Source organism: Sphingomonas sp. CL5.1, assembly GCF_013344685.1.
Classification (GTDB): domain Bacteria; phylum Pseudomonadota; class Alphaproteobacteria; order Sphingomonadales; family Sphingomonadaceae; genus Sphingomonas.
In genome coordinates, this window is record NZ_CP050137.1 from 2,202,315 (window position 1) to 2,220,000 (window position 17,686).

Annotated in this window: 23 protein-coding genes (1 of these 23 running past the window's edge); 17 read left to right on the plus strand and 6 right to left on the minus strand. The window is 67.3% G+C overall.

The genetic code is table 11. The features are described from left to right. Window positions 1-26: 26 nt before the first annotated feature. Both pnuC and F9288_RS10645 read left to right on the plus strand, forming a co-directional pair. The gene (gene pnuC / locus F9288_RS10640) at window positions 27-611 is read left to right on the plus strand and encodes a nicotinamide riboside transporter PnuC (protein ID WP_174836692.1); all 585 of its coding nucleotides are present in this window, start codon (window positions 27-29) and stop codon (window positions 609-611) included. Further along, window positions 608-1,129 carry an AAA family ATPase gene (locus F9288_RS10645; protein ID WP_174836694.1) on the plus strand — a complete coding sequence of 174 codons (522 nt, stop codon included), beginning with the start codon at window positions 608-610 and terminating at the stop codon, window positions 1,127-1,129. Before pnuC ends, F9288_RS10645 begins: the two co-directional genes overlap by 4 nt. Before the next feature lie 46 nt (window positions 1,130-1,175). Here the strand turns inward: F9288_RS10645 and F9288_RS10650 are convergent, their stop codons facing one another. Beyond that, the gene (locus F9288_RS10650) at window positions 1,176-2,144 is read right to left on the minus strand and encodes a CsgG/HfaB family protein (protein ID WP_174836696.1); all 969 of its coding nucleotides are present in this window, start codon (window positions 2,142-2,144) and stop codon (window positions 1,176-1,178) included. A 145-nt stretch (window positions 2,145-2,289) separates the two neighbouring features. On the opposite strand from F9288_RS10650, the gene lepA reads away from it, so the two are divergent. The 5 genes from lepA (at window position 2,290) to F9288_RS10675 (ending at window position 7,088) form a co-directional block, all read left to right on the plus strand. Continuing rightward, window positions 2,290-4,086 carry a translation elongation factor 4 gene (gene lepA / locus F9288_RS10655; RefSeq protein WP_174836697.1) on the plus strand — a complete coding sequence of 599 codons (1,797 nt, stop codon included), beginning with the start codon at window positions 2,290-2,292 and terminating at the stop codon, window positions 4,084-4,086. Between the two features lie 141 nt (window positions 4,087-4,227). Next, window positions 4,228-4,923: a PEPxxWA-CTERM sorting domain-containing protein gene (locus tag F9288_RS10660; RefSeq protein WP_254621165.1), complete on the plus strand. Its 696-nt coding sequence runs from the start codon at window positions 4,228-4,230 to the stop codon at window positions 4,921-4,923. Between the two features lie 134 nt (window positions 4,924-5,057). Then, the gene (gene modA, locus F9288_RS10665; protein WP_174839024.1) at window positions 5,058-5,810 is read left to right on the plus strand and encodes a molybdate ABC transporter substrate-binding protein; all 753 of its coding nucleotides are present in this window, start codon (window positions 5,058-5,060) and stop codon (window positions 5,808-5,810) included. Continuing rightward, window positions 5,810-6,496: a molybdate ABC transporter permease subunit gene (gene modB / locus F9288_RS10670; RefSeq protein ID WP_174836699.1), complete on the plus strand. Its 687-nt coding sequence runs from the start codon at window positions 5,810-5,812 to the stop codon at window positions 6,494-6,496. Before modA ends, modB begins: the two co-directional genes overlap by 1 nt. Beyond that, window positions 6,486-7,088 carry an ATP-binding cassette domain-containing protein gene (locus F9288_RS10675; protein ID WP_174836701.1) on the plus strand — a complete coding sequence of 201 codons (603 nt, stop codon included), beginning with the start codon at window positions 6,486-6,488 and terminating at the stop codon, window positions 7,086-7,088. Before modB ends, F9288_RS10675 begins: the two co-directional genes overlap by 11 nt. Before the next feature lie 92 nt (window positions 7,089-7,180). Here F9288_RS10675 and rpsI read toward each other — a convergent pair whose 3' ends face one another. The 4 genes from rpsI to F9288_RS10695 form a co-directional block, all read right to left on the minus strand. Then, a complete protein-coding gene (rpsI, locus tag F9288_RS10680; protein ID WP_174836703.1) occupies window positions 7,181-7,729 on the minus strand; it encodes a 30S ribosomal protein S9 in 549 nt (182 codons plus the stop codon). After that, complete coding sequence (gene rplM / locus F9288_RS10685) at window positions 7,729-8,208, minus strand: 50S ribosomal protein L13 (RefSeq protein WP_174836704.1); 480 nt, start codon at window positions 8,206-8,208, stop codon at window positions 7,729-7,731. Before rplM ends, rpsI begins: the two co-directional genes overlap by 1 nt. 118 nt (window positions 8,209-8,326) lie before the next feature. Beyond that, window positions 8,327-8,644: a divalent-cation tolerance protein CutA gene (gene cutA / locus F9288_RS10690; protein ID WP_174836705.1), complete on the minus strand. Its 318-nt coding sequence runs from the start codon at window positions 8,642-8,644 to the stop codon at window positions 8,327-8,329. Then, window positions 8,641-9,669 (minus strand): COX15/CtaA family protein, encoded by a 1,029-nt coding sequence (locus tag F9288_RS10695; RefSeq protein ID WP_174836707.1) that lies wholly within the window; start codon window positions 9,667-9,669, stop codon window positions 8,641-8,643. Before F9288_RS10695 ends, cutA begins: the two co-directional genes overlap by 4 nt. A 98-nt stretch (window positions 9,670-9,767) precedes the next feature. Here F9288_RS10695 and F9288_RS10700 point away from each other — a divergent pair, with 98 nt between their 5' ends. The 9 genes from F9288_RS10700 to F9288_RS10740 all read left to right on the plus strand — a co-directional run bounded on the left by F9288_RS10700 (window position 9,768) and on the right by F9288_RS10740 (window position 16,280). Beyond that, a complete protein-coding gene (locus tag F9288_RS10700; RefSeq protein WP_174836708.1) occupies window positions 9,768-10,148 on the plus strand; it encodes a MerC domain-containing protein in 381 nt (126 codons plus the stop codon). Window positions 10,149-10,196: 48 nt separating this feature from the next. After that, a complete protein-coding gene (locus tag F9288_RS10705) occupies window positions 10,197-10,673 on the plus strand; it encodes a Fur family transcriptional regulator (protein WP_174836710.1) in 477 nt (158 codons plus the stop codon). Between the two features lie 52 nt (window positions 10,674-10,725). Continuing rightward, window positions 10,726-12,648: a 1-deoxy-D-xylulose-5-phosphate synthase gene (gene dxs, locus F9288_RS10710; RefSeq protein WP_174836711.1), complete on the plus strand. Its 1,923-nt coding sequence runs from the start codon at window positions 10,726-10,728 to the stop codon at window positions 12,646-12,648. Then, complete coding sequence (locus F9288_RS10715) at window positions 12,645-12,788, plus strand: hypothetical protein (RefSeq protein WP_174836713.1); 144 nt, start codon at window positions 12,645-12,647, stop codon at window positions 12,786-12,788. The genes dxs and F9288_RS10715 overlap by 4 nt, the downstream gene beginning before the upstream one ends. A gap of 453 nt (window positions 12,789-13,241) precedes the next feature. Continuing rightward, on the plus strand, window positions 13,242-13,976 hold the full coding sequence (locus F9288_RS10720) for a TlyA family RNA methyltransferase (RefSeq protein ID WP_174836715.1): 735 nt from the start codon (window positions 13,242-13,244) through the stop codon (window positions 13,974-13,976). Between the two features lie 112 nt (window positions 13,977-14,088). Further along, a complete protein-coding gene (locus F9288_RS10725; protein WP_254621197.1) occupies window positions 14,089-14,610 on the plus strand; it encodes a TspO/MBR family protein in 522 nt (173 codons plus the stop codon). 23 nt (window positions 14,611-14,633) lie between these two features. Beyond that, window positions 14,634-14,885: an accessory factor UbiK family protein gene (locus tag F9288_RS10730; RefSeq protein ID WP_174836733.1), complete on the plus strand. Its 252-nt coding sequence runs from the start codon at window positions 14,634-14,636 to the stop codon at window positions 14,883-14,885. A gap of 91 nt (window positions 14,886-14,976) precedes the next feature. After that, window positions 14,977-15,489, plus strand: a complete 513-nt coding sequence (locus tag F9288_RS10735; RefSeq protein WP_254621166.1) for a YbjN domain-containing protein — start codon at window positions 14,977-14,979, stop codon at window positions 15,487-15,489. Then, entirely contained in the window at window positions 15,489-16,280 is a 792-nt protein-coding gene (locus F9288_RS10740; RefSeq protein ID WP_254621167.1) for a pyrroline-5-carboxylate reductase, read from the plus strand. Before F9288_RS10735 ends, F9288_RS10740 begins: the two co-directional genes overlap by 1 nt. 11 nt (window positions 16,281-16,291) lie before the next feature. Here the strand turns inward: F9288_RS10740 and F9288_RS10745 are convergent, their stop codons facing one another. Further along, the gene (locus tag F9288_RS10745) at window positions 16,292-16,780 is read right to left on the minus strand and encodes a MarR family winged helix-turn-helix transcriptional regulator (RefSeq protein ID WP_174839026.1); all 489 of its coding nucleotides are present in this window, start codon (window positions 16,778-16,780) and stop codon (window positions 16,292-16,294) included. Between the two features lie 83 nt (window positions 16,781-16,863). On the opposite strand from F9288_RS10745, the gene F9288_RS10750 reads away from it, so the two are divergent. Next, a protein-coding gene (locus F9288_RS10750; RefSeq protein WP_174839027.1) for a branched-chain amino acid aminotransferase crosses the window boundary here: on the plus strand, window positions 16,864-17,686 show its 5' portion. It continues 257 nt past the right edge of the window; only the first 823 of its 1,080 coding nucleotides appear in the window; the start codon lies at window positions 16,864-16,866; its stop codon lies off the right edge, out of view.

Consider the following 17,686-nt stretch of genomic DNA (forward strand, 5'->3'; position numbering starts at 1 on the left):
GAGGGCAAGCCGCTTATCGCGGAGCGATGTCGATGCTCGAAACGGTCGCGACGGTGCTGGGGGTGGCGTGCGTCGCGTTGGCGGCGCGGCGCAGCGTGTGGACGTTTCCGGCCGGGATCGGCTCGGTCGTGCTGATCGGCTTCGTCGTGTTCGAGGCGCGGCTTTACAGCGATGCGCTGCTCCAGTGCTTCTTCGTCGCCGCCAATGCTTATGGCTGGGTCAACTGGCTGCATTCGCGCGAGCGTAGCGGGGAAGTGGTGGTCGAGCGGATGAGCGGCGCGGCGCGGATCGCCTGGGCGACCGGCTGCCTCGCCGCGACGCTTGCCTGGGGGGCGGCGATGCACCGTTTCACCAATGCCTCCTATCCGTGGTGGGATGCCGCGATCGCCATCGCCAGCGTCGCCGGGCAATTGTTGATGGCGCGGCGGCGGATCGAGAATTGGGTGATCTGGATCGTCGTGGACCTCGCCTCGGTGCCATTGTATCTGGCGAAGGGCTTGTATCTATTTGCGGGGCTTTACGTGATCTATCTGGCGCTGGCCTGCTGGGGCCTGTTCGACTGGCGCCGCGCCGGGAATCGCGCCACCGCGACCGTGCCGCTGCCCGCATGACGCTGCGCACGGTCTGCCTGCACGGCCCGGAAAGCACGGGCAAGTCGACCACCACCGCGCGGCTCGCGCGGGAGTTCGGCACGCCGGTGGTGGCGGAGTTCGGGCGCACCTATTGCGAGCGCTACGGCATCGATCTCACCATGTCCGATCTGGTGATGATCGCGCATACGCAGGATCTTCAGGTCCGCGCGGCGTGCGACAAGGGGCGGTTCCCGGTGATCGTCGACACCGATGCGCTGATGAGCGCGGTGTGGGCGGACATGATGTTCGGCCGCCGCGACCCGTGGTTCGCGCGGTGGGACAATCCCGCCGACCTCTATCTGCTGTTCGATATCGACCTGCCGTGGATCGAGGACGGCACGCGCATGTTCGGCAGCGCGGCGGATCGCCAGCGTTTCTTCGATCTGTCGAAGGCGGAGCTGGACCGGCGCGGGGTGCGCTGGGAGATGATCAGCGGATCAGGCGAGGCGCGCTACGAGGCGGTGCTCGCCGCGATCGGCATGGCGCAGGCGGCATAGCTCCAGAGCGTCGCCCGATCATTGCCGGGCAACGCTCCGAAAGACTTTACTTCGACGGCGCCAGCCTGGTGTTGAGCACCCAGCCGACATTGTCGTTCTCGTCGGCGACTTCCCACCACAGGCCGTTCTTGTTGCCGGTGGGATAGACGATCGCGCCCGCCGGCAGCGTGCGGATCGTCTTGGCCGAGGCGAGTGCGCTGGCGTGCATCGCCACCGGGCCTTGCGCCGTATAGGTCTTGGTCGGCGAGGCTTCCGCAGTGCCCTGCTGGCCGGGCTGGACGAGACCCAGCTCGTTGACCATCTTCGAATAGGCCTGGATGAACGACAGCGTCACGATCCGGCCGATATCGGTATTGTCGTAGCCGCCGCCGACCGCCGCGATGCCGCCGCCGAAGAAGCCGGACCCGCCGCCGGCGCCGAATGTCAGGTTGTTCTTCGCGGCATAGCCCTCGGCGGTCGCGATCGTCTCGGTGGTGCGGACGTTGGTGATCGAGAGGACGGTGTTCGCCTCCATCTTCTTGCTGCGCAGCCCGCCCGCGAGCGCGCCGAAGCGGCCGCCGATCAGCCCGCCGATCGCGCCCACGCCGCCGCCGCCGGAGACATTGGAATTGGCGCCCTGGATTTCTGCGACCAGCACGTAATCGGCCGCCTTGATCTGGCCCTGGCCGACGTTCGAGCGGCGCTGGAGGCCGAGATCGGAGCCGATGTTGCGCTCGAGCTGCGCCGCCTGCAGGCCGCTGCCGCGATCGACGAGGTTGAAGCAGCCCGAACGCTGCACCAGCACCTTCAGCAGCTTGGAGGGCGCGGCGAGGCTGTATTGCGTCCACGGGCGCGGATCGTCGCCGTCGACGATCGAGATCGTGCCGAGCTTGCGCGAGCAATGCGGCACGTCGTTCGCGGTCTGCTCCTGCAGGCGCTGGCCGGCGGATTCCTTGGCGAGCTTCTGCGCGTCGGCCGATGACGCAAGCAATGCGATCGCCGAACCGGCGGCAATCAAGGCGAACTTACCCAACATTTTCAACTCCCCCGAAGGCGCCATTCCCACGGCGCGGCCAGAACGATGCGGCCCGTAATGTTCCCATCGGCTTAACACCACCCGAAACGAGTCGCCAGCGTCACCTTTGACGCCCGTCGCTACCCCGCCTAGAGGCGCATCCGTTATGACCACGCCGCTCGACCGCATCCGCAATTTCTCGATCATCGCGCATATCGATCATGGCAAGTCCACGCTGGCGGACCGGCTGATCCAGCGCACCGGCGGCCTATCCGACCGCGAGATGTCCGCGCAGGTGCTCGACAACATGGAGATCGAGAAGGAGCGCGGCATCACCATCAAGGCGCAGACCGTGCGGCTTGAGTGGAAAGGCCATGTCCTCAACCTGATGGACACGCCGGGGCACGTCGATTTCGCCTATGAGGTGTCGCGCAGCCTCGCCGCGTGCGAGGGCGCGCTGCTGGTGGTGGACGCGGCGCAGGGCGTGGAGGCGCAGACGCTCGCCAACGTCTATCAGTCGATCGAGCACGACCATGAGATCGTGCCGGTCATCAACAAGATCGACCTGCCCGCCGCCGAGCCGGAGAAGGTCCGGCATGAGATCGAGGACATCATCGGCCTCGACGCCTCGAACGCGATCCTCGCTTCCGCCAAGTCCGGCATCGGCATCGACGAGATCCTCGATGCGGTGGTCGAGCGCATCCCCGCGCCGAAGGGCGATCCGAACGCGCCCTTGAAGGCGATGCTGGTCGATAGCTGGTATGACCCGTATCTTGGCGTCGTCATCCTCGTGCGCGTCGTGGACGGCGTGCTGCGCAAGGGCCAGCAGGTGACGTTCATGCAGGCCGGGACGCAGCATCTAGTCGATCGCGTCGGCTGCTTCCGCCCGAAGATCGAGCAACTCACCGATCTCGGGCCGGGCGAGATCGGCTTTATCACCGCGCAGATCAAGGATGTGGCGCAGGCCCGCGTCGGCGACACGCTGACCGATGCGAAGCGCCCGGCGGCGCAGGCGCTGCCCGGTTTCAAGGAAGTGCAGCCGGTGGTGTTCTGCGGGCTGTTCCCGGTCGACGCCAACGATTTCGAGAAGCTGCGCGAATCGATCAGCAAGCTGCGGCTCAATGACGCCTCGTTCAGCTTCGAGATGGAGACCTCCGCCGCGCTCGGCTTCGGCTTCCGCTGCGGCTTCCTCGGTCTGCTGCATCTGGAGATCATCCAGGAGCGGCTGACGCGCGAATACGACCTCGATCTCATCACCACCGCGCCGAGCGTGGTCTATCAGATCGAGCTGACCCATGGCGGCGGCCATATCGAGCTGCACAACCCCGCCGACATGCCCGATCCGAACAAGATCGAGACGATCGCCGAGCCGTGGATCGAGGCGACGATCTACGTGCCCGACGAATATCTCGGTTCGATCCTGAAGCTCTGTCAGGACCGGCGCGGCATCCAGAAGAACCTCACCTATGTCGGCGGCCGCGCGCAGGTGACATATGAACTGCCGCTCAACGAGGTGGTGTTCGACTTCTACGACCGGCTGAAATCGATCAGCCGCGGCTATGCCAGCTTCGACTATCACCAGATCGGTTATCGCGAGGGCGATCTCGTCAAGATGTCGCTGCTGGTCAACAACGAGCCGGTCGATGCGCTTTCGATGATTGTCCATCGCGGATCGGCCGAGACGCGCGGGCGCGGCATGTGCGAGCGGCTCAAGGACCTGATCCCGCGCCACCTGTTCAAGATCCCGATCCAGGCGGCGATCGGCGGCAAGGTGATCGCGCGGGAGACGATCGCCGCGCTGCGCAAGGACGTCACCGCCAAATGCTATGGCGGCGATATCACGCGCAAGCGCAAGTTACTGGAAAAGCAGAAGGAAGGCAAGAAGCGGATGCGCGAATACGGCTCCGTGCAGATTCCGCAGGAAGCCTTCATCGCCGCGCTGCGCATGGGCGACGAGGGGTGAGAGTGATGCGCGGGCGCTGACTGTTGTGTCTCATTTCGGGACGACGAGCTTGGATTCCGCCCGCCGATTTATCTCCGTTGATCCCTGCCTTTCCGGTTAATTTTGCGCTAAGATCGACAAAAGCCAGACTCGGAGGATGAAATGGTCAAGGGGATGATGGTCGCCGGCGTGGCGCTTGTAGCCGCCGTGACGATCGGTGGCGCGGCCTCTGCGGCCACGACGGTCAATTGGGCCGATCTCACCAGCACCGACAACAGCACCTATGCCAACGGGACGATCACCGTAGGGTCGGACACCGTCGGCGTTTCGATCAATGGCACCGGCTTCGCCACGGCCCAGGTCAACGGCGCGGGCACCAATTACTGGACCCAGGGCACCCCGGCGCCCTATACCGGCGGCTCGGTCGCCAACGCGCCGGGAACCACCGATATCGTCGAGTTCAACCAGGGCGGGACGAAGACGATCACCTTCAGCAAGGCCGTCACCGATCCCTATCTCGCGCTGGTGAGCTGGAACGGCAATACGTTCACCACCAGCGACCCCTTCACCGTGATCAGCGAGGGCTGCGGCTATTGGGGCTGCGGGACTTTCGCGAACGTCACGTCGACCGGCTTCACCGGGAACGGCGAGCTTCACGGCATCGTCCAGTTCACCGGCACTTTCACCAGCATCAGCTTCACCGACACGACCGAGAACTGGCACGGCTTGACGGTCGGCATCGCTGGCATCGCCGGGAGCGTGCCGGAACCGGCGACCTGGGCGATGATGATCGCCGGCTTTGGTCTGGTCGGTGCCACCATGCGCCGTCGCGCGAAGCGGCCGCTCGCCGCCGCCTGATCGGATTTCGGAGGGGACCACGGCCGGGAAGCAAAGCCTGCTTTCCGGCCGTTCGCGCGTCCGGATGACGCGGTGCGCCGGGAAATCGTCGGATTGCGGTTGTGCCTGCGGTGACGGGATGCGATCGGTTGGTGATGCGCCGCCTGATCGCCCTTGCCGCCCTGTTTCTCGCCGCGTTCGTCTTGCCGGCGGCGGCGCAGGACCGGGGGCCGCTGGTGCTCGCCGCGGCCTCGCTACAGGAATCGATGAACGCTGCCGCCGATGAATGGGCGCGCGCCGGCCATGCGCGGCCGACGGTCTCCTTTGCCGCTTCCTCCGCGCTGGCGCGGCAGGTGCTGGCCGGCGCGGCCGCCGACCTGTTCGTTTCGGCGGACGAGGAATGGATGGATGCGCTAGCGGCGAAGGGGCTGCTTGCGAAGGGTACGCGCGCAGATCTGGTCGGCAACCGGCTGGTGGTGGTCGAGCCGGCGCGCGGACGCACCCGGCTGACCGTGGGCTCGCTGGGAACCATGTTGGCGCGGGGACCCGTTGCGATGGCTGATCCCGCCGCCGTGCCGGCCGGGAAATACGGGCAAGTGGCGCTGGAGAGGCTCGGCGCATGGGCGGCGGTCGCGCCGCATGTCGTGCGCGCCGAGAATGTCCGCGCGGCGCTGGCGCTGGTGGAGCGCGGCGTGGCCCCGTTCGGCATCGTATATGCGACCGACGCACATGCTTCGGCGAAAGTGCGGGTCGCCGGCGTCTTTCCGGCGTCGAGCCATCCGCCGATCCGCTATCCTGTCGCGCGGCTCGCCGCGTCGCTCAATCCGGCGGCGGAGAGCTTCCGCCGCTTCTTGTTGAGCGCGCGGGGCAGGGCGATCTTCGCGCGCTTCGGTTTCACGCGGCCCTGATGGCGGAAAGTGTCTGGCCGATCGTCCGCCTCTCGCTGCTGGTCGGCGGGGCAGGGACATTGGCGGTGCTCCCGGTCGCTTTCGTGCTCGCCTATGTCCTCGCGCGCGGGCGGTTCCCCGGGCGGACGCTGCTCGACGCGCTGATCCATCTGCCGCTGGTCGTGCCGCCGGTGGTGACGGGCTGGGTGCTGCTGCTGGCCTTCGCCCCGAGCGGGCCGCTGGGCGAGCCGCTCCAGCGCTGGTTCGGCGTCACCTTGCTGTTCCGCTGGACGGGCGCGGCGGTGGCGGCGGCGGTGATGGCGCTGCCGCTGGCGGTGCGCGCGATCCGGCTGTCGCTGGAGGCGGTCGACCGGCGGCTGGAGAATGCCGCGCGCACCCTGGGGGCGGGGCGCTGGCGCACGTTCCGCACGGTGACGCTGCCGCTGTGCTGGCCTGGTGTGCTGGCCGGCGCGACATTGGCTTTCGCCCGCGCGCTGGGTGAGTTCGGCGCGACGATCACCTTCGTCTCGAACGTGCCCGGCGAAACGGAGACGCTGCCGCTCGCGATCTATGCCGCGCTCCAGCGGCCGGACGGCGACGCGATCGTGTGGCGGCTGGCGGCGATCTCGGTTGCGATCAGTCTTGTCGCGCTGTTGGCATCGGAATGGCTCGCGCGACGGGCGGGGCGGGGCGTGCATGTCCTTTGACGTGGACGTGACGCTGCGGCGCGGCGAGGCGATGGTCGGCGTGACGTTCGCGGCGGAGGAGCGCGCGGTGGCGCTGGTCGGGGCATCCGGCGTGGGCAAGACCAGCGTGCTCGATATGATCGCCGGCCTGCTGCGGTCCGATCGCGGTCATGTCCGCGTCAACGGCCGCCTGTTGCTTGATCGCGTGGCGCGGGTGGAGGTGCCGCCACATCGCCGGCGCGCGGGCTATGTGTTTCAGGACACGCGGCTGTTTCCGCATCTCGATGTGCGACGCAACCTGCTTTACGGCGCGAGGGACGAGGCGCGGTTGGCGGCGATCGCGGAGTCGCTCGACATCGCGCATCTGCTCGATCGCTGGCCACGCGCGCTGTCCGGTGGAGAGGCGCGTCGCGTCGCGATCGGGCGGGCATTGCTGTCCGGGCCGGATTTCCTGCTGCTCGACGAGCCGCTGTCCTCGCTCGATCCGGCGCGGCGCGAGGAGGCGATGCGACTGATCGAGCGTGTCCGCGACGAAACCGGGCTGCCGCTGTTGCTCGTCACGCACGACGAGGCGGAGGCGGAGCGACTGTGCGCGCGGATCGTCAGGATGTAACCCGCAACGAAAAAGGCGGCCCGTCGCCGGACCGCCTCAATCTTCCGTGGCAAATCTTCGGATCGCTTGTCGCAATCCGAAGCCGCCGCGCCTTAACGCTTCGAGAACTGGAAGCTGCGACGCGCCTTGGCGCGACCGTACTTCTTGCGCTCGACCGCGCGGCTGTCGCGGGTGAGGAAGCCGGCGGCCTTCACCGGCGAACGCAGCGCCGGCTCATAGCGGGTCAGCGCCTGGCTGATGCCATGCTTCACCGCGCCGGCCTGGCCGGACAGGCCGCCGCCCTTGACGGTGCAGACCACGTCATACTGGCCTTCGCGCTCGGTGATGCCGAACACCTGGTTGATGACGAGGCGCAGCGTCGGGCGCGCGAAATAGATTTCCTGATCGCGGCCGTTGATCGTGATCTTGCCCGAACCGGGCTTCAGCCACACGCGCGCGACCGCATCCTTGCGGCGGCCGGTAGCATAGGCGCGGCCCTGCTTGTCGAGCTCCTGCGCGCGCAGCGGCGCACGCTGGACCGGCTCGTCGATCTGGCCGGCGAGATACGCCTCGGCCTTGTCTTCGGCCGTGTCGGCGGCGGCTTCGCCCTGCTGCTTCAGCGCGGCGCCGAGATCGGCGAGGGACTGGCGATTGTCGGACATTATGCGCCCACCTTGTTCTTGCGGTTCATCGCCGCGATGTCGAGCGGCTCGGGGTTCTGCGCGGCGTGCGGATGTTCGCTGCCGGCGAAGATGCGCAGGTTGCGCATCTGCTGGCGGCCGAGCGGGCCGCGCGGGATCATGCGCTCGACGGCCTTCTCGAGCACACGCTCGGGGAAGCGGCCTTCCAGCACCTTGGCGGCGGTGACGCCCTTGATGCCGCCGGCATAGCCGGTGTGCTTGTAATAGATCTTGTCCGCCAGCTTGTTGCCGGTGAAGCGGATCTTGTCGGCGTTGATGACGATGACATTGTCACCGCAATCGACATGCGGGGTGAAGCTCGGCTTGTGCTTGCCGCGCAGGACATTGGCGATCACCACCGCCGCGCGACCGACCACCAGGCCATCGGCATCGACGATGTGCCACTTCTTCTCCACCTCGTGCGGCTTGGCCGACTTGGTGGTCTTCATCAGCGCCTTCATGGCTGTTCGACCTCATCAAAACGAAAGGACGCCGTGCCCGTAAGGCACAGCGCCGACGCGCGGCTAATGCGGCAGGGCGCGCGGGAAGTCAAGATTTCCGCGCGATCCGTGACGGGTATTATTTTACCGCCTCGGTTGAAGCCGTAATCCACTCGGCCAGCTCGGGCGCGGTTTCGGCGGGCCAATGCTCGATCGCGGGAAGCGCATAGGGATGGAGTGCGGCGATTCGGGCCATTGCCGCGGGGGCATAGGTGGACATGGTCTTGAGTTGCATCACCACCTCGTCCGCCTCCTCGATCACGCCTTCCCAGCGATAGATCGAGCGGCACGGGCCGATGATATTGGCGCAGGCGATCAGATGTTCCTCAAGCAATGTCCGCGCGATCGCCTCCGCAGCCGCCCGGTCGGGGCAGGTGAACTGGACGATCGCGATCACCGCCGCCGCATGCCGATCGCATGCGCCGCCGCGACCGAGGCGATCAGCAGCAGCGCGGCGTTCGCCTGATGCGCGACCGCGATGCCGATCTGCACACCACTGAGCAAGGTGGCGATGCCGAGCGAGACCTGAAGCACGACGAGCAGCACCACGACCGTCCCGGTCGGTCGCCCGGCGCGCAGCGCGAGCCAGAACAGCCCGCCGGCGGCGACGAAGGCCAGCCAGCGATGAATGAACTGCACGACGATCGGGTTGTCGACCGCGTTGCTCAGCGCCGGGGTCAGCATCGGCACGTCGGCGGGGAACAGCGAATCGCCCATTAGCGGCCAACTCGCGAAGGCATAGCCGGCGTCCAGCCCGGCGGTGAAGGCGCCATACATGATCTGCGCGGCGAGGAGCAGCAGCGCGAGCAGAGCGAATGGCCGCAGTCGCGCGGGCCGCGCGAGCGGATCGTGGGCCAGCGCGCCGAGGTCGAGCGCCGTCCATGCGATCGTCGCGAGGATCAGCAGCGCGGTGAGCAGATGCACCGCCAGCCGGATATGGCTGACATCTGTGCGGACCGACAGGCCGGAACTGACCATCCACCAGCCGATCGCGCCCTGCAGCCCGCCGAGCGCAAGAATCGCGCTCAGCCGCCAGCCATAGCCGCGCGGCACGCGGCGCTTCACCGCGAACCAGACGAGCGGCAGCGCGAAGGCGAGGCCGATGAGCCGCCCGAGCACGCGATGGATATATTCCCAGAAATATATCGCCTTGAACCCGGCGAGCGTCATGCCGCGGTTGAGTTGCTGATATTCGGGGATCTTCTGGTAATTGGCGAACTCCGCCTGCCATTGCGCCTGATTGAGCGGGGGGATGACGCCGCTGATCGGCTTCCACTGCGTGATCGACAGGCCGGATTCGGTGAGGCGGGTGATCCCGCCGACGACGACCATCGCGACGATCAGCGCGGCGACGCACCAAAGCCAGCGCGCGAGCGTCGCCGGGCGAGCGGTGGAGACATATCCCGGAGTGGGGTGCAACATGGCTCCGGCCCTAGCCCACCCCATACACACTGCCAAGCGGAGCGATTTTATCAATGTGATATTGTAACATGACGCGGGAGGCGCTAAATGGCTCGCGAATGGGAAACACGACTCGCCTTGGCCGCTTCGCGCTGCTCGACCGGCTTGCGATCATGCTATCGGGTCTGTGCGTCGTGCATTGCCTGGCGAGCGCGGTATTGGTGGCGATGCTTTCCACCGTCGGCGGGATGCTCGGCAACCCGATCTTCCACGAGGTCGGGCTGACGCTGGCGATCGGGCTGGGCGGGATCGCGCTGGTGCGCGGCGTGATGCATCACGGCTATCTGATGCCGCTGGCGATGGGGTCGCTGGGGCTGGGCATCATGATGGGCGCGCTGTCGCTGCCGCACGATGGCGGCCATGCCGAGGCGTTGTGGACGGTGATCGGCGTCGGCATCCTCGCTTTCGGGCACGACTTGAATCGGCGCGCGGAAAACTGACGCGCGCGGCGGGTTGTCCCGCGCGGCGGGCGAGCCTATTTTCGGATCATGCCCGGCCATGCCCATCATCACCATGAGCCGCGCGGCGAGGATCTGGTCCGTGCCGCGCAGCATACGCTGGAAAGTTCCGGCGAGCAGTGGACCGCGATGCGCGCCAGCGTGTTCGATGCGCTCGCCGGCTTCGACAAGCCCGCATCCGCCTACGATATCGCCGATGCGGTGTCGAAGCGCGAGGGGCGGCGGATCGCGGCCAACAGTATCTATCGCATCCTCGACCTGTTCGTCGGCGCGAACCTCGCGCGGCGGGTGGAGAGCGCCAACGCTTATGTCGCCAACGCGCATCCGGATTGCCGGCACGACTGCATCTTCCTCGTCTGCGATTCGTGCGGGCAGACGACGCACCTCGATGACGACCAACTCACCCGCGCGGTGCGCCGGGCGGCGGAAGGCGCGGGTTTCTCGCCGGAGCGCCCCGTGATCGAGGTGCGGGGCATCTGCGCGGCATGTGCGCGGGCAGCGGGTTGATCCACCGGCCGCTGCAATCGACACCGGTTTTCGCGTAGGTTAGGAACGCCGGATGACAGACTTTCCCGAGACGCCATTGCTGGACACGGTTGGGACGCCTGAGGCGTTGCGTGGTTTGCCGGTGGATCGTTTGCGTCAGGTGGCGGACGAGTTGCGGGCGGAGGTGATTTCGGCGGTGGGCCAGACGGGGGGGCATCTCGGGTCTGGTCTGGGCGTGGTCGAGCTGACGACGGCGATCCATTATGTGTTCGACACGCCGCGCGACCGGCTGGTGTGGGATGTCGGGCACCAATGCTATCCGCACAAGATCCTGACCGGGCGGCGCGACCGGATCCGCACGCTTCGGCAGGGCGGGGGGTTGTCGGGGTTCACGAAGCGGAGCGAGAGCGAGTACGACCCGTTCGGGGCGGCGCATTCGTCGACCTCGATCTCGGCGGCATTGGGGTTCGCGATCGCGAACAAGCTCAGCGGCGCGCCGGGCAAGGCGATCGCGGTGATCGGCGACGGGGCGATGTCGGCGGGCATGGCCTATGAGGCGATGAACAACGCGGAAGCCGCCGGCAACCGGCTGGTGGTGATCCTCAACGACAACGACATGTCGATCGCGCCGCCGGTGGGGGGCTTGTCGGCATATCTGTCGCGGATCGCCTCGAGCCGGGAGTTCCTGTCGCTGCGCGAGGTGATGAAGCGGATCGCGCGGCGCTTGCCGCGTCCGTTCCACAATGCCGCGCGCAAGACCGACGAGTTCGCGCGCGGCATGACGATGGGCGGGACGCTGTTCGAGGAGCTGGGCTTCTATTACGTCGGGCCGATCGACGGGCATAACCTCGATCATCTGATCCCGGTGCTGGAGAATGTCCGCGACGCGGAAGAAGGGCCGATCCTCGTCCATGTCGTGACCAAGAAGGGCAAGGGCTATGCCCCGGCGGAGGCGGCGGCGGACAAGTATCACGGGGTGCAGAAGTTCGACGTGATTACCGGGGCGCAGGCCAAGGCGCCGCCGGGGCCGCCGGCCTACCAGAACGTGTTCGGCGAGGCGCTGGCGGACGAGGCGGACAAGGACCCGCGCATTGTGGCGATCACAGCCGCCATGCCGTCGGGCACCGGGGTGGACCGGTTCGCGAAGCGCCACCCTACCCGTGCGTTCGACGTCGGCATCGCCGAGCAGCATGCGGTGACCTTCGCGGCGGGGCTGGCGGCGCAGGGGATGCGGCCGTTCTGCGCGATCTACTCGACCTTCCTGCAGCGCGCCTATGACCAGGTGGTGCATGACGTGGCGATCCAGAACCTGCCGGTGCGGTTCGCGATCGACCGCGCGGGGCTGGTGGGAGCGGACGGGGCGACCCATGCCGGGAGCTTCGACATCACCTATCTCGCCTCGCTGCCGAACTTCGTGGTGATGGCCGCCGCCGACGAGGCGGAACTGGTGCATATGGTGCACACCTGCGTGGCGCATGACACGGGGCCGATCGCGGTGCGCTATCCGCGCGGCAACGGCACGGGGGTGGCGCTGCCGGCGGTCCCGCAGGTGCTGGAGATCGGCAAGGGCCGGGTGGTGCGCGAGGGCAAGACGGTGGCGATCCTGTCGCTGGGTACGCGGCTGGCGGAAGCGTTGAAGGCGGCGGACGCGCTGGAGGCGAAGGGGCTGTCGACCACGGTGGCGGACCTGCGGTTCGCCAAGCCGCTGGACGAGGCGCTGATCCGTCGGCTGTTGTCGACGCACGAGGTGGCGGTGACGATCGAGGAGGGGTCGATCGGGGGGCTCGGCGCGCATGTGCTGACGCTGGCGTCGGACGCCGGGCTGATCGATGCCGGCCTCAAGCTCAGGACCATGCGCCTGCCCGACCGCTTCCAGGACCACGACAAACCGGACACACAATATGCCGACGCCGGACTCGATGCACAGCATATCGTCAATACCGTGCTCAAAACACTGCGGTGGAATGACGCCGGGAAGCTCGGCGCGACGGCATGAGCGGCTGGACCAGGGTGATTCTCGCGACGGTGCTGATGATCGTCGCGCTGGGTTGCTTCAACCTCTCGCTATGGCGCAGGCTGCGTGCGGCGCGGGAACGCGCGGCGGCGGAAACGGACGATCCTTCCGGCCAGACCTGATCTGATCGGAACCTCACGTCCCCGGAAGATGATGGGGGCCGGCGATGCTCTGTCGTGTCAGGATTCCCGCGCCTCGCCGTGCGGGCCGCTTGCGCCTCGACCACGCGGGCCATTGGCAGGGGCCGCCCGCGCTCGATCGAGATACACAAGTCATCGCTGTTTGCCGTGACGAGCGAGGGGAGGAGAGCGAGTGCGCAGCATCGTCGCGAAGCCGGCGATTTCGGACGCCTGAGCGTCGTCCATCATGCGGTCGCGATGCAGACGAGAATGGCCGCACGGCGAGCACTTCTCGCCGCGTGGGCGAGGCCGTGGACCGCCGCTCTAGGGGACGGCCAGCCCACGACCTCGCCTGCGAACATATTTCCACTAAATTGATAGGCAATATACCGTGATCGCCACAGCGTCCGGCCGAAGGTGGCTTGCGACGAGCCGCACGAGGCGCGATAGCGGGGCATGGCAAAGGTGCGTGCGGATCAATTGCTCGTGGATCGCGGACTGGCCGAATCGCGCACGCGCGCGCAGGCGCTGATCATGGCTGGGCTGGTGTTCACCGCCGATCGCAAGGTGGAGAAGCCGGGGCAGCAGCTCGTTCCCGATGTCGCGCTGGATGTGCGCGGGCGCGATCATCCCTGGGCGTCGCGCGGCGGGATCAAGCTGGCACACGGCCTCGACCATTTCGGCTGGAACGTGACCGGCGCGGTGGCGATCGACGTGGGATCGTCCACCGGCGGCTTTACCGACGTATTGCTCACCAGAGGCGCGGCGCGCGTCTATGCGGTGGACAGTGGCACCAATCAGCTTGCGTGGAAGCTCAGGCAAGACCCGCGCGTCATCGTCCACGAACAGACCAGCGCGCGCATCCTCACCGCCGCGCATGTACCCGAGCCGGTGGACCTCATCGTCTGCGACGCGAGCTTCATTTCGCTGGCGAAGGTGCTGGACGTGCCGCTCGGCTTCGCGGCGCCCGGCGCGCGCGCGCTCGCGCTGATCAAACCGCAGTTCGAGGCCGGGCGCGACGAGGTGGGGAAGGGCGGCGTCGTACGCGATTCCGCGATCCACGCGCGCGTCTGCGACGAAGTGGCGGCGTGGTTTGGCGGGCGTGGCTGGCATGTTGTCGGAATCGAGCGCAGCCCGATCACCGGGCCGGAAGGCAATGTCGAATTCCTGATCGCCGCCGTCCGGGAATGATCCACCTCCACTTGCGATAAATGGTTTACGCCGCCCTCCGCGCACGGCACGTTATCCGGGCCGAAAACAGGGAGGCGATGTGGGAGGATTGGCGTCGAGGGCGCAGTTGCGCCTGTCATTTCTGCGATGGGCGGTGGTTACCGTCCCGTTGATACTTCTGCTCGGTTTCCTTTCCGGCCGCAGCGTGCCGGTTGGGTCGCAGAGCATATGGTATCAGGGACTGGTCAAACCGTCGTTCACGCCGCCGGACTGGGTGTTCCCCGTCGCCTGGAGCTTGCTCTATCTTATGATCGGGCTGGCGCTGGCGATGATCCTTCACGCGCGGGGAGCACGGGGGCGAGGGCTGGCCATTGCCTTGTTCGTTGTCCAGCTCGTGCTTAACCTCGCCTGGACGCCGCTGTTCTTCGGCGCGCATCATATCTGGGGCGCGCTCACGGACCTCGTCGCGCTGCTATTGGTCGCGATCGTCACGACGCTGCTGTTCGCCCGCATCCGCAGGATGGCGGCGTGGCTGATGCTGCCCTATCTGCTGTGGATCACCTTTGCCGGCGTGCTCACGTTGCGCATCGGTGAGTTGAATCCCGGTGCGGAAACACTTGTGCCGGGCGCGCATACATCCCAGGTAATCGGCTGAGTTCCAGCCGGAAGGTTATGTTGATGCAGTCCGAAAACCGGATGTTCGATGATTTCGTGAAGTTCGTGAACGGCGCGGCGGGCACGTTCGCCGGGATGGGGCGCGAGGCGCAGGCCGGCGCCCGTGAACGTGCGCGGGAGTGGATCGGCGGACTGGATTTCGTCAGCCGCGACGAGTTCGAGGCCGTCAAGGCGATGGCTGTCGCCGCACGCGACGAGGCGGACGCGCTGAAGGCGCGGCTCGACAAGCTGGAGGCGGCAAAGGCCAAGGGCTGATAGAGCGCCCGGCCAGACAACCCACAATTTTAGCGCGACCCGGCCGTCGCGGGCTTTGCGTCCGCGGCGGCCTTCGTGCGATAGGGACGCGATGATGCTTGACGAAGCCGAAGACGATCATGAGGCGGCCGCGCCGCTCGACATGCTGGAGCGCTATTACACGGCGCACGGCTGGCCATGCGAACGCCATGACGATGAGATCAGCGCCACGGTAAAGGGAAGCTGGACCGAATATGAGGTGCGTGCCCTGTGGCGCGAGGAGGACAGCGTCCTGCAATTCCTCTGCTTTCCGGACGTCAAGGTAGCCGAGGAGCGCCGTGCGGCGATCCACGAGGCGCTCACTCTGGTCAACGAGCAATTGTGGGTCGGCCATTTCGAGCTTTGGTCGTCGAGCGGAATCCTGCTCTATCGCCACGCGATGGTGATCGACGGCGATGAGGACGGCGAGCGGATCATGTCGCTCGGCGCGACCGAACTGCTGGTCGAGACGGCGATCGACGAATGCGAGCGTTTCTATCCGGTGTTTCAGTTCGTGCTATGGGGCGGCAAGACCCCGCGCGAGGCGATCGCGGCGGCGCTGATCGAGACGCAGGGCGAAGCCTGATGCGACTCTGGTTGATCGGGTGCGGCAACATGGCCGGCGCGATGCTCGCGCGCTGGATCGACAGCGGCACGGTGCGGGCGGGCGACGTGCATGTCGTCAATCGCAAGGATCGCGCGCTGCCCGCCGGCGTCCATCAGGCGCGCGAGCTGCCGGCGGAGGGGGCGCCCGATGTCGTCGTGCTCGGGGTCAAGCCGCAACAGCTTGCCGATGCCGCCGCGCGCTATGCCGCGCGGCTGCGCGAGGCGCCGATCCTGCTTTCGATTCTCGCTGGCGTGGACGAGGCGGTGCTGTCGCGGGCCTTCCCCGGGCCGACACCGGTGCCGGTGATGCCCAACCTGCCGGTCGCGCTGGGGCAGGGGGTATGCGTGGTCAACGCGCCTTCGGCTTCCGCCGCGACGCGGGCGACCGTGGATGCGCTGCTCGCGCCGCTGGGCGAGGTGATGTGGGCGCGGGGGGCGGAATATGCGGCGGCCTCCACGCTCTCCGGGTGCGGTCCGGCCTATCTGTTCCGCTTCATCGACGCGCTGGCGAAGGCGGCCACGGCGCTGGGGTTGGGCGAGGCGGATGCCGCGCGGCTTGCGCTCGCCACGGTGCGCGGCGCGGCGTCACTGGCGGAGGCGGACGGCCGCTCGCCCGCCGTGCTTGCCGATGCGGTGGCCAGCCCCGGCGGGATGACGCGCGCCGGATTGAACGTGCTTGACGAGGACGGCGCGCTCGATCGACTGGTCCGCGCAACGCTTGCCGCCGCCGCCGCGCGTGGGGAGGAGATGGCGGCAGCCGCGCGCGGCTGACCGCATGGATTTCAGCGGCGCAGCGCCTCGACGCGCGCACGCTCGTCTTCCGGGATCAGTCCTTCCAGCACCGCCCAGAAGCCGGTCACCGCTTCCTGTCCGGCCTTGGAATAGGCGCCCGACAATTTCTCGCGCAGCGCCTCGTAGAGATCCCCTTCGAGCGCCCGGCCGGCGTCGGTCAGCCGCAGCAGCCGCTGGCGACGGTCGCGCTCGCCGGGGCGACTTTCCACCAGCCCGCGCTCGGCCAGATCGTTGAGCACGCGGCCGAGCGATTGTTTGGTGATCGCCAGCAGCGTCAGCAGGTCGCTCACCGCCATGTCCGGGCGGCGGGCGATGAAATAGAGCGCCCGATGGTGCGCCCGTCCCAGTCCCTGCCGCGCCAGCCCGCGATCGATCGCGCGGGTGACGTGGCTATTGCCGAAATAGAGCAGTTCCAGCCCGCGGCGGATTTCCGGTTCGCGCAGGAAGAGCGGGGAGGCGGATTGGATCGAGGCGGCCATGTTGACCGGCATTGCCATCGGGCCTACCCGATCGCAACCGTCAAACCGCGCCTTTCCGCGCACCGTATCGACAGGAGGTTACCCTGGACTTCGCGTTCGAGCCGAGCCCCAATCCCGTGCCTGCCAACGAGCGTGCCGCGCGGCTCGTCGACCCGGTGTTCGGTCGTGTTCATACCGATCACATGGCGATCCTGCGCTGGTCGCAGGACAAAGGCTGGCATGACGCGAAGGTGACGGCGCGCGTGGCGTTGACGGTCGATCCCGCGACCGCCGTATTGCATTACGCGCAGGAGATTTTCGAGGGGCTGAAGGCCTATCGCATGGAGGACGGCTCGGCGGCGCTGTTCCGCCCGGACGCCAACGCGCGCCGCTTCCGCGATTCCGCGCGCCGCATGGCGATGCCGGAACTGCCCGACGAGTTGTTCCTCGCCTCGGTCGAGGCGCTCGTCCGCGCCGATCGCGATTGGATACCGACGAGCGAAGGCGGCTCGCTCTATCTCCGCCCGTTCATGATCGCCAGCGAGGCATTCCTCGGTGTGAAGCCATCGTCGGAATATCTCTATATCGTCCTCGCCTCCTCGGTCGGCTCCTATTGGAAGGGGGGGGTGAAGCCCGTCTCTTTGTGGGTGAGCCACGAATATACACGCGCTGCGCCAGGCGGCACGGGGGCGGCCAAGTGCGGCGGCAATTACGCCACCAGCCTCGTCGCGCAGGCCGAGGCGACGCGGCGCGGTTGCGACCAGGTGGTGTTCCTCGACGCGGCCGAGCGCCGCTGGATCGAAGAACTGGGTGGCATGAACATCTTCTTCGTGTTCGACGACGGCTCGATCCTCACTCCGCCGCTGACCGGCACGATCCTGCCCGGCATCACCCGCGATTCGATCCTCACGCTGGCCCGCGACCAGG

Bases quoted from the DNA above. Each gene is read 5' to 3' on its own strand.
- F9288_RS10735 (WP_254621166.1), top strand. From the start codon at position 14,977: ATGATGCTTGACGAAGCCGAAGACGATCATGAGGCGGCCGCGCCGCTC.
- lepA (WP_174836697.1), top strand. From the start codon at position 2,290: ATGACCACGCCGCTCGACCGCATCCGCAATTTCTCGATCATCGCGCAT.
- modA (WP_174839024.1), top strand. From the start codon at position 5,058: ATGCGCCGCCTGATCGCCCTTGCCGCCCTGTTTCTCGCCGCGTTCGTC.
- F9288_RS10715 (WP_174836713.1), top strand. From the start codon at position 12,645: ATGAGCGGCTGGACCAGGGTGATTCTCGCGACGGTGCTGATGATCGTC.
- pnuC (WP_174836692.1), top strand. From the start codon at position 27: ATGTCGATGCTCGAAACGGTCGCGACGGTGCTGGGGGTGGCGTGCGTC.
- F9288_RS10695 (WP_174836707.1), bottom strand. From the start codon at position 9,669: ATGTTGCACCCCACTCCGGGATATGTCTCCACCGCTCGCCCGGCGACG.
- F9288_RS10675 (WP_174836701.1), top strand. From the start codon at position 6,486: ATGTCCTTTGACGTGGACGTGACGCTGCGGCGCGGCGAGGCGATGGTC.
- F9288_RS10660 (WP_254621165.1), top strand. From the start codon at position 4,228: ATGGTCAAGGGGATGATGGTCGCCGGCGTGGCGCTTGTAGCCGCCGTG.
- rpsI (WP_174836703.1), bottom strand. From the start codon at position 7,729: ATGTCCGACAATCGCCAGTCCCTCGCCGATCTCGGCGCCGCGCTGAAG.
- F9288_RS10730 (WP_174836733.1), top strand. From the start codon at position 14,634: ATGCAGTCCGAAAACCGGATGTTCGATGATTTCGTGAAGTTCGTGAAC.
- dxs (WP_174836711.1), top strand. From the start codon at position 10,726: ATGACAGACTTTCCCGAGACGCCATTGCTGGACACGGTTGGGACGCCT.
- F9288_RS10645 (WP_174836694.1), top strand. From the start codon at position 608: ATGACGCTGCGCACGGTCTGCCTGCACGGCCCGGAAAGCACGGGCAAG.
- F9288_RS10720 (WP_174836715.1), top strand. From the start codon at position 13,242: ATGGCAAAGGTGCGTGCGGATCAATTGCTCGTGGATCGCGGACTGGCC.
- modB (WP_174836699.1), top strand. From the start codon at position 5,810: ATGGCGGAAAGTGTCTGGCCGATCGTCCGCCTCTCGCTGCTGGTCGGC.
- rplM (WP_174836704.1), bottom strand. From the start codon at position 8,208: ATGAAGGCGCTGATGAAGACCACCAAGTCGGCCAAGCCGCACGAGGTG.
- F9288_RS10705 (WP_174836710.1), top strand. From the start codon at position 10,197: ATGCCCGGCCATGCCCATCATCACCATGAGCCGCGCGGCGAGGATCTG.
- F9288_RS10650 (WP_174836696.1), bottom strand. From the start codon at position 2,144: ATGTTGGGTAAGTTCGCCTTGATTGCCGCCGGTTCGGCGATCGCATTG.
- F9288_RS10740 (WP_254621167.1), top strand. From the start codon at position 15,489: ATGCGACTCTGGTTGATCGGGTGCGGCAACATGGCCGGCGCGATGCTC.
- F9288_RS10700 (WP_174836708.1), top strand. From the start codon at position 9,768: ATGGGAAACACGACTCGCCTTGGCCGCTTCGCGCTGCTCGACCGGCTT.
- F9288_RS10745 (WP_174839026.1), bottom strand. From the start codon at position 16,780: ATGGCCGCCTCGATCCAATCCGCCTCCCCGCTCTTCCTGCGCGAACCG.